Origin of the sequence: Janthinobacterium sp. 35, from assembly GCF_002754575.1 — a bacterium.
Taxonomy (GTDB): Bacteria; Pseudomonadota; Gammaproteobacteria; order Burkholderiales; family Burkholderiaceae_D; genus Janthinobacterium; species Janthinobacterium tructae.
The window spans coordinates 96520-110821 of record NZ_PEFN01000002.1 but is presented as its reverse complement, the minus strand read 5'-3'; the positions used below and the strand labels follow the sequence as shown (position 1 = coordinate 110821).

The following is a 14302-nucleotide window of genomic DNA, read 5'->3' as shown; positions in this document are numbered from 1 at the left end:
AATCAAATGAACACCTCCGCCCACGACACAGATTTATCGCCGCTTCTTCGCACCGGCGACCAAGATGACATCGCTATCTTGATCGATTTTTTGACCGATAACGGCAAGGGCCGCATCTCCATGAACCGCGACGTGTGCGCCTTGCTGGTGACGGCCCGCGATGCGGTTACCGTGGGCCGCGTCGCCCAGGATGCCATCGTCAGTGAACTGCAGCGTTTCGGCGGTAACTCGCTGCTGAACATGCTGCGCGGCGGCAAAGGCGTGTCTTACCGGGAAATCGTGCGTGACGTCGCCGACCACCTTGATGTTGAGTGTCCGAAGGGGCAGGATATCGCCGGTATCGAAAGCGCCATCCTGATGCAGATGGTGGCGAAGTCGCTAGAAAAAATGTCGGATGATGAAAAGCAGCGTTTCTTCGCCCAGTTCCGCATGGTGTACGACGGCGCCATCGCCGGCGCCACGCTGGCCGCATTGGCCCGGCTGGTGGCAGGTGGCGGTGCCGCTTCGTACCAACTGGCACTCGTGGCTGCCAACGCGGTGGCCCGCGCCCTGGCAGGCCGCGGCGTAACACTAGGCACCAATGCCGTTGTCGCGCGCGGTATTGGCGCCTTTGCCGGGCCGATTGGCTGGGCGCTGACCGCTATCTGGACCGCTTACGATCTGGCCAGTCCGGCATACCGCGTCACCGTCCCCTGCGTCGTGCAGATCGCTTACATGCGCCAGAAAGCCATGCTTCCCCACTTGCAACGCGATGCTTTTTAGTAAGGAGAACAGTATGTTTCATCACCAGTCACCGTTTAAAACGCTGGCGTCGTATGCCATTTCGTTCAGTGCCGGCGTGATTGCCGTGGCGGCAGTTACCCTGTACGGCCGCTGGATGCAGCGCCGTGGCGCATGCCAAGCCTCACAGCAGCGGGGAGTTTGAATGGAAACCTGGCAAAAAGTAGTGGGCGGTGCGGCCTGCGGCATTGTTTGTATGGTGGCGCTGCCGGTGATGGCGCCGTTCGGCGCCATCACGGCAGTTGGTGCACTGATCGGCGCATCGCTCGGCGGCGGCGCCGCTTACGCTGCCAGCGAAGACGATGCGGCAGTGACCGAAACGCGCGGCTACTGCAGGGCCAAGGCGGAATACGACGTCAAGTTGCAGGAATTTATTGCGACCCTGCAGCGCAGCACCGGCCACACCCTAGCGCAAACGCATTACTTTGATGTAATGCTGGCCTTGATAGGCGTCGGCATGGCTTGTGCGGGTGCACGTGCCCCCGACAGCGCAATGGCGATGTCAGTGAAAGAGTTTGCCGCTGGCCAGGCGCTGGCGTTTTTACCATCACAGATTCTGCATATGATAGATACCACAGTCGCCAGTCCTCCAACGCTGAAAACGGCTTACCTGCGCGCGCTTAAAGTGGCGGCGGGTGACCTGGCGCTCTTCGACGAAATGGTGTACCTGGTCGAGGGGCTAGAAGCGTTCACGAAGTCGTCGAACCAGTCCATCCCTTCCATGATCTGGCGCCAACTGCGCGCGGCTTAAGGAGAACAGTATGTCAGAACGTTTACAGCGTTACCAAGCTCTGTTGCGCGCGCGCGCAGCAGTTCCTGTGCTGAGCTTACTACCTGCTGCTGCTGCTGTGCGCGGCTTGCACGAGCAGGACGTCGACCTCGATTATGTCAATGCACCTCGTTTCGGCGAGCAGTTCGAGCTGCATGCGCTGCCGGCGGCAGCGGCGTCGGTTGACGCGCTGTTGGCAGATATATCAGCACAACTTGATGGGCAGCGCTGGACCAGCACCGTCGATGGCCTCAGGCGCAGCGTACTGCAGACCATCGGTGGCCAGTTCGGTATCGGCAAGCTGGTCAGCGCGTTCGATCAGATTGGCGGCCGCGTCGATACCATCCACAACGTTCGTGCCGGAGTGTATTCCAGTGTGGACGAAGCGCAGCGTTACGCCGAGAGGGGCACTTACGACAGTGGAGCGTATCATCGGGACCCAGATTACATTGCCGCCAATCGACAGATGGCGGCCAGTTTAAAGGACGGCACACTTACCGATGCTTACACGGGCGAATTGTTTGCGCCATCGGATCGCCATGATCGCCAACGCAAGCCGCACCTGGATCATGTCGTCGCGGGCCGCAAGGTGCATGACGACCCCGGTCGCGTCCTGGCGGAGCTGGACGGCGCGAATCTGGCTGCCACCAGCGAAAACCTGAAGCCAACTGCGGCGAGCATCAACTGTGCGTTAGGCGATCGCAGCGCCACGCGCAACCTGCAGCGGCTGGCAACTACTCGGGCTGCGCGTGCCGAACGAATCACCGCACTTGAAGGGGCCGCGACGCCACTCGACGACTGCCAGCGTAAGCAGTTGGCCAAGCTGCAAGCCTTGAACAAGGTCGACGCCGCGCTGGTAAATGATGCGGAAGCACAAGCCCAGACCGCCATTGACAGCAAGCTTAATGGCGCCTACTACGGTGGCACGAAGTTTGCGCGAAGTGCAGCCACCGCCAGCGCCGTCGAGGGTGCATCGATGGGCATGCAGCAGGCGCTCGGCGTGGTGCTGGTGGAGTTTTTTGCGGCGCTGTTCGACGAAATTGGCGATTTGTACCGCCAGGGCATGCAGGAACAGCGCTATATCGAAGAGGCGGCGGTGCGCCTGCGTCGTATCGCCGAACGCATCGCTGGCAAGTGGGAAACCGTGCTGACCGCGTTTAAGGAAGGTTTCATTGCCGGATTATTGTCCAGTTTAGTAACAACGGTGGTGAATGCTTTCCTCACTACCGGCAAGCGGGCGGTTCGTTTGATTCGCGAAGGCGGATTGTCCCTGCTGCAAGCGGTGCGCCTGCTGGTGTTTCGCCCTGACGACATGTCAGGTGCGGAAGCAATGCACGCGGCCTCTAAGCTGATGACGGGCGCACTGGTGGTGGGTGGCGGGATTATGCTGGAAGAGGTCGTCAGCAAGTATCTGACTGTGCTGGGGCCGCTGGCGGCGGGTGCCACTGCGATTGTCGTCGGCTCGCTGACAGCGATCGTGGCGGCACTGGCGGCCTACTTAATCGACCGGCTCGATCTGTTCGGCGCCGAGCAGCAAGTGCGCGAGCGCCGCATCGACAGCATGGTTGATGCGCGGATCGCGGCGTTCGAACGGTGCCTCGATGAATGGCCAGCGAAGGCGACGTGAAGGAATCAGGACGTAATGGGCAGCGAAGCAACTTGAGCGAAAGCGTCTTGCATGAGACGTCTTGAATTGAACGTGGCGTTACGAAATGATGGCCTCACACTGCTTCGAAGCAGTGTGAGGCCACGTACGCTTGTCCCAAGTCTTTTTTAAGCAATCGTTGCTTTGTTTATTCATGAGGCCCTGCAAAATGAACTGATGAGGCATGGCCGCATACCGAGCAGTTCTCAAACTTGGTGTAAGCACACTTGGTTATATCGCCGTTGGCAGTACAGGGCGAACAACAGCGCTGGTTGCACTCGGCGCAGATCGTGTCATATTGCCCGGCAAATTCGATAGAGGCTTCATTCATGTTGCCAACGTTTTCGATAGTTGTCTTGGCACTCATCACTTATTCCCTGGAAATTTACTGCGAATGATAATGACCATGTTTACTATTTTACGCACAAAAACACACCAGATACAGAGCGGCCTAGTCGATCTGCATCGGTGGCACAGGTAAGATTGGTGGCAACAATATTCACGTTGTATGGACTGCAGTACTGCCTCGCATTGACCATCCAGTTGTTTTTCATACGTGCGCAATCATTTGCATCCATGGGACCGGCTTCGCGGGTAACGTGTTCTTTTTGCGGAGGTACGGGAACTGAAGGCGGCGTTGGTATTGGCGGAGTTGGCTTGCTTGGCCCACTGGGAGGATTTGGAACAGGGGGAACAGGGGGAACAGCATCGTTCAAGATGCACACTTCTGCTGATATTGTGACTATCGCCGGGCGACTGTGATGTCTAAATGTATAGGAAATATTGGTTGGAGATGTAACGCCGATGGGGGGGAACGATCCAAAACCACACGTTCCGCCAGAGCATGCTACTTGTGGATTCTTGAAGAACGCCGATTTTTGTTTGAATGAGTCCGGCATTTCAAGCTGAATCGTTTGTGGTGGAACTCTTTCAGCCCATGTACTGCAATGTTTTCCGCAATGGTTGTCTTTCGTCGTTAGCTGAGCTGAAATGCGGGTGAAACACTCGACCCCTGCGTTAGCAACGTTTGACAGGGCAATTGAAGTTGCGAAAATAGAAAACTTAATAATCGATTTCATGTCGACTCCGATAATTGTTGTTGTGTCATTCATGCTACTAGTTAGTTTTCAATTTAGCAAGATTATTGTGGCGCACTGTTGTGATAAGGCTGACGCGGCTGCTGACAGATATTTGGAAAGTAGATTATTTGGTGCGGTTCCGTCAACAGCTACTACGGTATTCGATCTGTGCCTTCGCACTGATACCGAAGAGAAGAAATGTGTGCTTGGCCGTGACCTCGGCCTCGACGTGGAGACCCTGTGAAGGTGGCGGCCATTCATTGACCTGTCTTTCCGTTCCGCTGCACCTCCCCTCCCGCTCCCCCCGTTTCAGCTGAAGCTGCCTCTTGCACAATCAAACAATCACGCATACACTGTATATATATACAGTACTATGTTGATAACGATTGTGCTTTCTCATGGCTTTGCTCTGCTCTCAAGTTTGCTCTGAATTCTCTGTGGAGGTCACTGATCCCCTGGTGATTTCTCATGTCTGGCGTGCAAGTGAGCTGGCAGTGTCGCGCGACGTTAGCTGTTCGTCCGGATATTCGTTGCTGGATGGAGAATTGCCTGGTGCTGGCTGGCCACGTTCGTCGCTTATCGAGTTGCTGGTTCAGCAATCCGGTATTGGAGAGTTGCAGCTACTTAAGCCATTGCTTGCCAAGTTGTCGGATAAGCAAAGAATTGTGTTGGTTCAGCCTCCTTATATCCCGCATTCGCTCGCATTTAAGATATGGGGCATCGACATCGGTCGATTGATATGGGTTCGGGCCCCCAGTACCGGAGACGCTCTTTGGACGACGGAACAAATACTTAAAAATGGTAGTTGCGGTGCTGTCGTGTTTTGGCAGAACCATATCCGTTCCGATTCACTGCGTCGCTTGAATTTGGCGGCCCAAGGCGCGGAAACTTGGTTCTGGTTGATTCGTCCTATGGCGTGCGCGAGTGAAGCCTCGCCCGCGTCCCTTCGGCTGGGAGTTCGGCCAGCGATGGGCGGTGTCCACGTTGAGGTCTTGAAGCGACGTGGTCCTGTTTCCGATAAAACCCTATTTATTCCGCTTGCTGATATGCCTACTGGCCGTCACCCCGTGCATCATGAAAACGTCCCTGCTGTTAACTTTATACCTGCCGCTGTTACCGCTCGAAACGCTCCGCCCGTTTTGGTCTGAGGCAGGCTCTTATGTGGTTGTGGATGGTGGAAAAGTGCTGGTCGCTTCGACAGAGGCGATCGATGCCGGTGTGCGAATTGGCATGCGGTCTGGCGGGGTGGAGACCATTGCACCTGGTGCGATCATTTTGGATCGCGATATAGAAAAGGAATCGCGTGCGCTCGATTCCATTGCGATGGTGATGTTGCAGTTCACGCCCGAGGTTGCGTTCACCGATGATTTCAGCCTGTTGCTCAATGTCGGTGCGAGTCTTTCGTTGTTTGGTGGTGCGCTTTCATTGTGTCGACGGGTACGCGATAGCATCCGCCGCCTCGGATTTACCGGGCGGTTGGGTGCGGCGCCGACGGCGGAAGGTGCCTGGCTGCTTGCTCACATAAAGAGTGGACGTCATTCTCCGCGTAGAAGGTGCCTGCAATCCGCAACTCTGGCTTTCCGACTCGACGGGTTACCCTGTTCACTTGTGCCATCGGCTGCGCCATTTCTTACCTGGTTCGATGGTATCGGCGCCAGTACGCTGAGCGATGTGCGGAAATTGCCGAGAGCCGGGTTACTGCGACGGACGAGCAAGCAGCTGTTGCATTCCCTCGACCGTGCGTATGGTGATATCGAAGAAATGCATCGTTGGATATCAGTGCCAGCGCAATTCTCCGCTCATATCGAAACCTTCGATCGAATCGAGCATGCGGAAGCGTTGATGCATGGCGCCACGACCTTGATCCTGCAGCTCATTGGCTGGCTTGCTGCTCGCCAGCTGGCTGTGATCACTTTTAGACTGCTTCTGGAGCACGAGCGCGGCCGTTCTGCGGTGCTGCCGACGCCTGTCGAAATTACGTTGGCCAAGCCGGCGTGGAAAGAGCCACACTTGTTAAGGTTGTTGAGGGAGCGCCTGGCCAAGACAGAATTGAGTGCGCCGGTCATTGGACTACGACTGGAAGTGGTGCAGCTCGAACCGAGGCAGCCGCTAACCGATCAGCTATTTCCAGAGCCCGGCGGTTCGCAGGCTGATTTCACTCGCCTGTTGGAACTGTTGTCCGCCAGATTAGGTCCGGAAAACGTTTTGGTGCCGGTGCTGTCTCCTGACCATCGCCCCGAGCAGTGCAACAGCTGGGGGCCGGCCACGGCGAAAATGGCGTCGTGCCGCGAGGATGAGTTGGTGTTGGATCGTCCCTGCTTTGTGCTGCCCAAGCCCATACAGCTGCTGACGCGCGACGAAAGGCCTTTTTACTTGAGCCCCCTCAGGCTGATACGCGGACCTGAGCGACTTGAGGCCGGCTGGTGGGATGCGAAGTCGGTCGCGCGCGACTACTATGTTGCGCAAGGTACCGATGCGACGTGCTACTGGATTTACCTTGAGCGCATCGTGGATAGTCGCTGGTTTCTGCATGGACTGTACGCCTGACGGATGCGAGCCATGGCGACCGCCCTCCCCTCCTACGCCGAATTGCAGTGCGTGAGTCATTTTACATTTTTACATGGATCGTCCGCTCCCGAGCAGCTGGTGCAGCGTGCCGCTGGTCTTGGCTATCACGCTCTGGCGATTACCGACGAATGCACTGTGGCAGGTGTGGTGAAGGCACATCTTGCCGCCAAAGAGGCTGGCCTAAAGTTGCTGATTGGGAGCCAGATGCTGGTGACGCCGGAGGACGGTACACCGCCCTTCTCGCTGCTTATCCTGGCCATGAACCGGAACGGCTATGGCAATTTGTGCGAGCTGATCACCGTTGCGCGTCGGCGCGCGAAAAAGGGCGAGTATCTTGTACGACCTCGCGATATTGCGGCACCGCCGCCTGACTTGACGGCGTTGCGTGGTATGCCCGATTGTCAGCTGATTTTGCTGCCGCGCTATGGCGCGGAGCTCGAAGTCATCGAGCGGCAGGGGGCCTGGCTGTTGCAATGTGCCGCCGGTCGTGCGCGGATTGCGCTGACCTTGCACTTCCGATCGCGTGACCAGGAGCACAAGGATATCGTTGCCGCTGTCGGCGCCCAGTTCGACCTGCCCGTGGTGGCTACCGGTGATGTGGTGATGCATGTGCGTTCGGCCAAACCCCTGCAGGACACCATGACCGCGATCCGTCATGGCGTGCCGGTCGCACACTGTGGCTATCGGCTGGCGTCGAACGCCGAGCAGCACCTGCGCTCCAGGGTCCGGCTGGGCAATCTTTATTCGCACGCCGCGCTCGAGGAAACGGTCCGCGTCGCAAATCTGTGTACGTTCTCGCTCGACGAGTTGCGTTACGAGTACCCGGTGGAGATTGTGCCTGAGGGGATGACGCCAAGCGGGTATTTGCGACAGCAGGCATACCTTGGTGCGCACTGGCGGTATCCCGGCGGCGTGCCGGCCAACGTCCAGTCTCTCATCGAGCGGGAGCTCGAATTGATTGCAGAGATGTCCTATGAAAGCTACTTTCTCACGGTCTACGATATCGTGCGCTTCGCGCGGGCCAGCAAGATTCTGTGCCAGGGACGCGGTTCGGCGGCCAACAGTGCCGTGTGCTACTGCCTGGGCGTGACCGAGGTTGATCCATCGCGTGGCACCTTGTTGTTCGAGCGATTTATTTCCAAGGAGCGCAACGAACCGCCCGACATCGACGTGGACTTCGAGCACCAGCGTCGCGAGGAGGTGATCCAGTATATCTATCAAAAGTATGGCCGCACCCGCGCAGCACTCACGGCCGTTGTCATCAGCTATCGCCCGAAGAGCGTGTTGCGTGATGTCGGTACCGCGCTCGGCGTTGACCTGTCCATTGTCGAAAAAGTGGCCAAAGCCAACCACGGATGGGGAGGGCGGGCCGAACTGGCGGAGCGCATGCACAGCTGCGGACTGGATCCTGAGTCCGACGTCGCCCGGAAGTGGGCTTTCCTGGCTGAGCATATGATGCGCTTTCCGCGTCACATGTCGCAGCATCCTGGCGGTTTCGTCATTTCGCACAGTAAGCTGTCGCGTCTGGTACCGGTGGAAAATGCCAGTATGGAGAACCGTACCATCGTGCAATGGGATAAGGATGATCTGGATGCGGTTGGCTTGTTAAAGATCGATATCTTGGCGCTCGGCATGTTAAGTGCCATGCGTCGCACGTTGGATCTGGTATCAGCCAGGCGTGGCGAGCGGTTCGAGTTGGCAGACATTCCGAAAGAGGATGCGGCGACGTACGAGATGATCTGCCAGGCCGACACGGTCGGCGTGTTTCAGATCGAGAGCCGTGCCCAGATGTCGATGCTGCCGCGGCTGAAGCCTAAGACGTTTTACGACCTGGTGATCGAGGTTGCCATTATTCGCCCAGGCCCGATTCAAGGGGGGATGATCCATCCCTACCTGCGCCGACGCGAGGGGACCGATCCCGTGTCCTATCCCAGTCCGGAAATGGAGGCGGTGTTGTCGCGCACACTGGGTATCCCAATCTTCCAGGAACAAGTAATGCAGATCGCGATGGTCGCTGCCGGTTTCACGGCTGGCGAGGCGGATCAGCTGCGCCGTGCCATGGCCGCGTGGAAGCGGAAAGGGGGCCTGGAGCAGTTCGAGGACAAGCTCAAAACCGGCATGGCGGCGCGCGGCTACAGCGACGATTTCGCTAACGGCATTATCGGGCAGATCCGGGGATTCGCCGAGTACGGTTTTCCTGAGTCACATGCTGCCAGTTTTGCCCTGCTCGCCTATGCGTCGAGCTGGATGAAACGCCATGAGCCGGCCGCGTTTTTGGCCGCCCTGCTGAACAGCCAGCCGATGGGTTTTTACAGTCCGTCGCAATTGGTACAGGACGCTGTTCGTCATGGCGTCGAGGTGCTTGGCGTGGACATCAATATCAGCAGCTGGGAGGCCACCCTGGAGGCTTCATCTGGTGCCCAACCTGTGGTACGCCTGGGGTTCAACCTGATTCGAGGTATGGAGCGTGAAGCCGCCTGGCGGATTGAAGAGGCGAGGGCTGTGCGGCCGTTCAAGGATCTGCATGACTTGGGCGTACGCGCGGTGCTCGATGCGGCGCAACTGAAGTTACTGGCCAGTGCAAATGCGCTGGTGGAGATCAGCGGCAATCGGCGCCAGGCCATATGGAACGCGGCGGGGAGCGTTCCTGACCGCGGACTATTACGAGAGGCCCACATCGTTGAGGAAGAGTTGATGATTGCGCCGGCCACTGAAGGGCAGGAGCTGGTAGCGGATTACCGCCATATGGGGTTGACGCTCGGCCGTCATCCTCTCGCGCTGTTACGCGAGCGACTACACGCAATGCGCTTTATGCCTGCGGAAATTCTGAATTTGTATGACGATGCGCGCCTTGCACGTGGTTGCGGTCTGGTAACCGTGCGGCAGCGCCCGGAGACTGCGAAGGGCGTCGTGTTCTTGACGATCGAAGACGAAACAGGAAACGTGAACGTCATCGTTTGGCCGAGCCTTTTGGAGCAGCAACGTCGTGAAGTGATGAGTGCGCGACTTTTGGGCGTGTATGGTCAATGGCAGTGTGCGAACAATGTCAGGCACCTGGTGGCGAAACGGCTGGTGGATCTTACCCATCTGCTAGGGGATCTGGATACACGCAGTCGCAACTTTCATTGAGTCGGCTTTTTATTCCAACGGTTACTTAGATGTTTGGTAAATTTCAAACGTCATGCGTCGGCCAATTGTGCTTATGCGACTGCATATAAAATTGTAAGTATTTGATTTTATTGGGTGTTCTAGTAGAACATTCGTGTTTCCTGTTTTGATGGGCTTTAGCTCTTGGCGCCGACCAGTAGTGATTGCGTGTTTGGTTGTAATTCACATTCTGGTACTCGATCTCTGTGAAAATCGGTTCGATGAATGGCGCCATGCAGGCGAATCTAAAATTATAAGCCTTTGATTTTATTAGGTGTTCAAGTAGAACAACGTTGATTTCCTTCAAAATATCACCGGCGTGAGGTTGCCCGGGAGGTACAGCGGATGGCCCGGATGGCCAGCCAGGGTCTTGCGCAAGCAGTGCAGATTCGGCACCACGGCACGCACCGCTTGGTCGCGTCCAAGGTGAGTGCCGTTGGTGCCCCAAGCAGCCACCACCACGCCGGCGCTGCGCGCAAGTTCAACAAGGTGCTTGTCATTCTCTGGTCCGATTGGGTCTACTGCGGCCAACATGTCGGTAGGCTTGGTCGCGCGGAACGCGAACAGATTGGTCATGCAAAGCGCGCCATAACCCCAAGCTTTTGCGAATGCCATGCAGCGCCGAATTGTTGGGTCGTCCAAAACCTCGTCAGCCGTGCTCGGATTCAAACCGATGAACATCGCGTAGCCGTCATCGTCCAGGCTGCCGACATTGCGCCATAGCGTATAGCGGTAGGTACGGCAGGGCGAAAGGATCGTTTCTCGTGTGGTCATATTTTCCTCTCAGGTGTAAGCGCCGTAATTGCCTTCTAGTTTCAGATGCCGGAAAGAGCGACGCACGCTGGCCACTATCGGCTTCAAGTTCTCGACCAAAGGGTCCCACCAGGCGATAACTTGCAACGCCGAATCGGGCGAAGCAGCCAAGCCGATATCCAGCATCTCGGCAGCGATGCAGTCACGGCGCGGATCGTCGTTGGCAAGTACGTCGCTTGGGCACACCCGACCGTAGAGTGCGATCAGCTTGACCTTGTCCGCCTCACGGATGGTTGCCGGATCAATTGGAGCGCAGGTAGACTTCATATGCAGATTTCCTTTCACCTTAGAGAGGAAACACCTGCACGCCTTTTGTTCGTGCTTCGAATGCATGCGTACCAGACTCAGCTTCATAAAACCGCCGCGAGCGAGTCACAAGTAGGTCAATTGGGCCAAGGCCTTGGGCCCGCCGCTCGGATTCGAGTTTTGAGAACATCTTTGCGTGTAGTGTTCCGCCAGTTCTGATCTCATCAGGAGCAGAGTCAGCCACAATAGCCATAAAGTCGTGGTCGCTGTTTGACCTTGGTTCACCATTGGCCCGGCTTCCGAACAAAATTATTTTCTCAAGTTGGTACGCGCCCAAATTTGTGATGCAAAAATGTATGACAAAATTTACGGTTTTTAGATCAGCAGCGGATGGTAATGGCAAAGCAATTCTCCCAGGTTAAAAACTAGTTGACGCCAGCGACCGGCCGGACTGTGGGGCGCGATCAGTTCGCGTTTTCCTCGACCGTTACGCAGCCGGAGCCGCGCCAAAATATGACGTGATCCAGTCATCGGTAACTGCTGGAACATCGCGACACCCACTGGCATCCGTTAGCACGCCATACCAAACATACTGAATACCAGGTATAGCCGCCAGCGTGCGGATGGCGTCGGCATAGGTACTTGGGTGGCCACCATGTTCTGGATAATCCGGAGTCCAATGGCGCCCCAACGTCCTTTTCCACATACGCCCCTCAAGGCTGGACTCTCCGAGCAACGGCGATGACCGCGCATCCGAACAATATTCAAGTTGACCAGTAGGAGAAACCCAACAGTGCAAGTCCGCGTCCTCGATCATTGAAAGGCCCATTACACCAGGCGCACTAACCTCACCAGGTTGAGCCGTAGTAAAAAGTACGACGATTTCTGCATCAACTGTCATGGCGGTGGTTTCCTATCCCTGTACTGGTGGCATCGAGCCAAGCATTTCGATGCGGTCAAACTCGATCCCGGCTTCAAGCGCCTGATGTTCTACATCGTCCTTCGATGTGCAGCCAGCCACACGGCCGTCCTCAACATCGCCACGAAGAACTCGGCCAGCCCATTGACCGCTTGCCGCCTTCCATATTTGCAAAATGACTTCATCCATGATGTAGCTCTTTTCCGATACAACGTCATCGTAAGGCCGACTTGTATTTGTCGAGTAAATCAAAAGGATTAACGCTATTCGTTTTTGCGGCAAAGTCCGCACCAACCAACATTGGCCAGTGATGAACTGCTAGGCGGGTTCCGAACTCATCCGCGCGATGAACGAGGATTGGGTCCAGAACGTGCTCAGGTACACGATAGTATTTGATTAGGCGATGTGCCAGACCCGGATCGACAATGACGTCATCGCCTAAGGTAATCCACATGTGCAAGCGCTGAGATCCCTCCGTTGGAGGCGCGCGGAACTCGTCACGAATGTTTTCGAGGGTGGCATCGTATTCGAGGTTGCCTTGGATGTTTACTTCGCCTACGACTAAGTCAACATCGTAGCCTGCAATACGCAACCAAGCAAACAGATGAGTTGCAAGGGTCTGGCACGACGCCCCCCAATATCCAGGGATTACTCTTTGTAATCGGGACAAAAATTCCTTGTTGCAGAGGTCGCGGACTGCCTCTACCGTATCGTCGGAAACACTACGGTTAGCGCGAACGTTTGGTAAAGGCGTCAGTCCGAGTTGCTCGGCTTCCTTCACGGCTGCTTCAAGCATACGTCGGTACTCGACGGAATGCGGTTTGAAGACGTCTGCTCGGTCAATAGCCTTTGCCATTCGTTCCTCTCTGCTGCCACGCTTTTTTGCTTGTCCCATCGTTTTCCGTCCTATTCCAGTTCGTAATCGCGCTCAAGCGAGTTGTCCTTGAGGCGACACTCTCGGAGCGTTTGTAGCATCACGTGACCATCTACGATCCGGCGCATGATGTTGAGCAGCGCCTCAAGACTTTCCGATGACTCCAATTCAACTTCCACGTCAGGAAACTCACCGTCCGGTCGCTGGTCGAGTGACGTGGTAATGCTGGCAGCGTTGCAAGCTGCTTTGAATTGCTCGACATCATCTGGGCACTCGGCCCTAAATGAGAAAAATGCCATCATCATACTCTGCGGTCAAATTGCGAAGCGAATTGTCTTGCGGCCATGCTTGAACCAGTTCAATGCCGTGTCGTGATCGCCTTTATCTACAGCCGCAATGGCCTGCACGAGACCACCCATTACCTGATCCTTGGTGATCGCACCATTCTGAAAATCGTCGAGGATGGCATTGAGGAAGCCATCCAGGTTGCGATGGTCAGTTTGGGTCAAAATAGGGGGGCGGTAAGTCATGGCTTTCTCCTTGCAAGCGGTTTCAATGCAACTAGTATAGCCCTTTAAAGGTTTATTGCAACTCATTTCCGAGGAATCGCGAAACGGCGAATACGCGTCCAGGATTAACGATTCGGCGGCCTCAAATCGTCTCAGAGTTTTATTAACCGATTGGGGTAGCAAGTCAAACCTCTTCGCCGCGTCAGAGGGACGAACCCCCTCTACGAGCACCAGCCGAGCCGCCGATCTAGTCGGCTCGCGTGAACTGATTAATTCGGCAATCACGTCAAACTGGGTTGCGGACATAGGTGGTTTTCGCTCCATCAGAACACTCCTGCAGCTATCTTGCCCAGTCGGACCGGCGTGGCATCTATGAGCTCCTTGGTTGCCCTCAGCGTCTTCATGCCCAGCAGAACTTTGATGTGTTTCAGGTCTACGGGGCGCTGGCCAGTGGCGAGCCGTACAGCGAATGTGCGGCGGCCCGACATAGCACTGGCACCTTCTATCCCTGCTTGAAGGTGCAACTTGCGGAATAGCTGGCTCAGACTGTCGCAGGAATAGCTAATAGCAGTCGTGCTGGTGCGACGCTCAGTCAACTTGTACGCTTGGCCATGGGCAGTAAGGAACAACGGCGCATTGGGATCGAGGCCACGATAGGTGGCTTTTTCTGCCGTAATCCGGTGACGGTGCTCAATCCTGTATGTAAGATACTTGTTGATGGCGTCAACCACCTTCCTGTTAGCCCAATATAGGGGCCGCTCGCTACGGTTGTACGCAATGTCTGGCGAGACCACCGATTCTTCACGCACGGAGCCATCCGAGTTCAGGTAAGCCTTGAGCGGAAGGCGGGCTAGTTCGGTCAGCATCATCCCGGTACCGTAGACGCACGTCAGAAGGGCCACGTTACGCACCGGGAATTCGCCATTGACTGCGGCTACTTTCAGCATGTGCTT

Annotated in this window: 17 protein-coding genes; 6 read left to right on the top strand and 11 right to left on the bottom strand. The window is 56.3% G+C overall.

Translation table 11 applies throughout. The features are described 5' to 3' along the window. The first annotated feature begins 6 nt into the window (after window positions 1–6). The 3 genes from CLU93_RS27675 to CLU93_RS27665 all read left to right on the top strand — a co-directional run bounded on the left by CLU93_RS27675 (window position 7) and on the right by CLU93_RS27665 (window position 3176). On the top strand, window positions 7–762 hold the full coding sequence (locus tag CLU93_RS27675) for a YaaW family protein (protein WP_099764731.1): 756 nt from the start codon (window positions 7–9) through the stop codon (window positions 760–762). Window positions 763–925: 163 nt separating this feature from the next. After that, window positions 926–1531, top strand: a complete 606-nt coding sequence (locus tag CLU93_RS27670; RefSeq protein ID WP_099764729.1) for a hypothetical protein — start codon at window positions 926–928, stop codon at window positions 1529–1531. Window positions 1532–1541: 10 nt separating this feature from the next. Then, window positions 1542–3176: a lactate permease gene (locus CLU93_RS27665; RefSeq protein WP_143451870.1), complete on the top strand. Its 1635-nt coding sequence runs from the start codon at window positions 1542–1544 to the stop codon at window positions 3174–3176. A 166-nt stretch (window positions 3177–3342) separates the two neighbouring features. Here CLU93_RS27665 and CLU93_RS28400 read toward each other — a convergent pair whose 3' ends face one another. Continuing rightward, complete coding sequence (locus tag CLU93_RS28400; RefSeq protein ID WP_180288040.1) at window positions 3343–3561, bottom strand: hypothetical protein; 219 nt, start codon at window positions 3559–3561, stop codon at window positions 3343–3345. A 46-nt stretch (window positions 3562–3607) separates the two neighbouring features. Then, window positions 3608–4273: a hypothetical protein gene (locus CLU93_RS28080; protein ID WP_143451869.1), complete on the bottom strand. Its 666-nt coding sequence runs from the start codon at window positions 4271–4273 to the stop codon at window positions 3608–3610. A 398-nt stretch (window positions 4274–4671) separates the two neighbouring features. Here CLU93_RS28080 and imuA point away from each other — a divergent pair, with 398 nt between their 5' ends. From imuA to CLU93_RS27645, 3 genes are read left to right on the top strand one after another with little or no spacing between them, the layout of a single operon-like run. After that, entirely contained in the window at window positions 4672–5421 is a 750-nt protein-coding gene (imuA, locus tag CLU93_RS27655; protein WP_143451868.1) for a translesion DNA synthesis-associated protein ImuA, read from the top strand. Next, window positions 5348–6820 (top strand): Y-family DNA polymerase, encoded by a 1473-nt coding sequence (locus CLU93_RS27650; protein WP_099764721.1) that lies wholly within the window; start codon window positions 5348–5350, stop codon window positions 6818–6820. Before imuA ends, CLU93_RS27650 begins: the two co-directional genes overlap by 74 nt. A gap of 3 nt (window positions 6821–6823) precedes the next feature. Next, window positions 6824–9970, top strand: a complete 3147-nt coding sequence (locus tag CLU93_RS27645; RefSeq protein ID WP_099764719.1) for an error-prone DNA polymerase — start codon at window positions 6824–6826, stop codon at window positions 9968–9970. Window positions 9971–10291: 321 nt separating this feature from the next. Here the strand turns inward: CLU93_RS27645 and CLU93_RS27640 are convergent, their stop codons facing one another. The 9 genes from CLU93_RS27640 to CLU93_RS27610 form a co-directional block, all read right to left on the bottom strand. Continuing rightward, complete coding sequence (locus CLU93_RS27640) at window positions 10292–10762, bottom strand: DUF1643 domain-containing protein (protein ID WP_099764717.1); 471 nt, start codon at window positions 10760–10762, stop codon at window positions 10292–10294. 9 nt (window positions 10763–10771) lie between these two features. Then, complete coding sequence (locus CLU93_RS27635; RefSeq protein WP_143451867.1) at window positions 10772–11155, bottom strand: hypothetical protein; 384 nt, start codon at window positions 11153–11155, stop codon at window positions 10772–10774. Next, the gene (locus CLU93_RS28855) at window positions 11088–11384 is read right to left on the bottom strand and encodes a nucleotidyltransferase domain-containing protein (protein WP_373629928.1); all 297 of its coding nucleotides are present in this window, start codon (window positions 11382–11384) and stop codon (window positions 11088–11090) included. Before CLU93_RS28855 ends, CLU93_RS27635 begins: the two co-directional genes overlap by 68 nt. 150 nt (window positions 11385–11534) lie before the next feature. Beyond that, window positions 11535–11948, bottom strand: a complete 414-nt coding sequence (locus CLU93_RS28070) for a hypothetical protein (protein ID WP_139174909.1) — start codon at window positions 11946–11948, stop codon at window positions 11535–11537. Window positions 11949–11960: 12 nt separating this feature from the next. Next, entirely contained in the window at window positions 11961–12155 is a 195-nt protein-coding gene (locus tag CLU93_RS27630; protein ID WP_099764712.1) for a hypothetical protein, read from the bottom strand. Between the two features lie 25 nt (window positions 12156–12180). Next, window positions 12181–12861: a hypothetical protein gene (locus tag CLU93_RS27625; RefSeq protein WP_143451866.1), complete on the bottom strand. Its 681-nt coding sequence runs from the start codon at window positions 12859–12861 to the stop codon at window positions 12181–12183. Window positions 12862–12872: 11 nt separating this feature from the next. After that, on the bottom strand, window positions 12873–13142 hold the full coding sequence (locus CLU93_RS27620) for a hypothetical protein (protein WP_143451865.1): 270 nt from the start codon (window positions 13140–13142) through the stop codon (window positions 12873–12875). A 12-nt stretch (window positions 13143–13154) separates the two neighbouring features. Beyond that, entirely contained in the window at window positions 13155–13673 is a 519-nt protein-coding gene (locus tag CLU93_RS27615) for a hypothetical protein (RefSeq protein WP_099764706.1), read from the bottom strand. Next, on the bottom strand, window positions 13673–14296 hold the full coding sequence (locus tag CLU93_RS27610; protein ID WP_257225153.1) for a site-specific integrase: 624 nt from the start codon (window positions 14294–14296) through the stop codon (window positions 13673–13675). Before CLU93_RS27610 ends, CLU93_RS27615 begins: the two co-directional genes overlap by 1 nt. Window positions 14297–14302 lie beyond the last annotated feature (6 nt).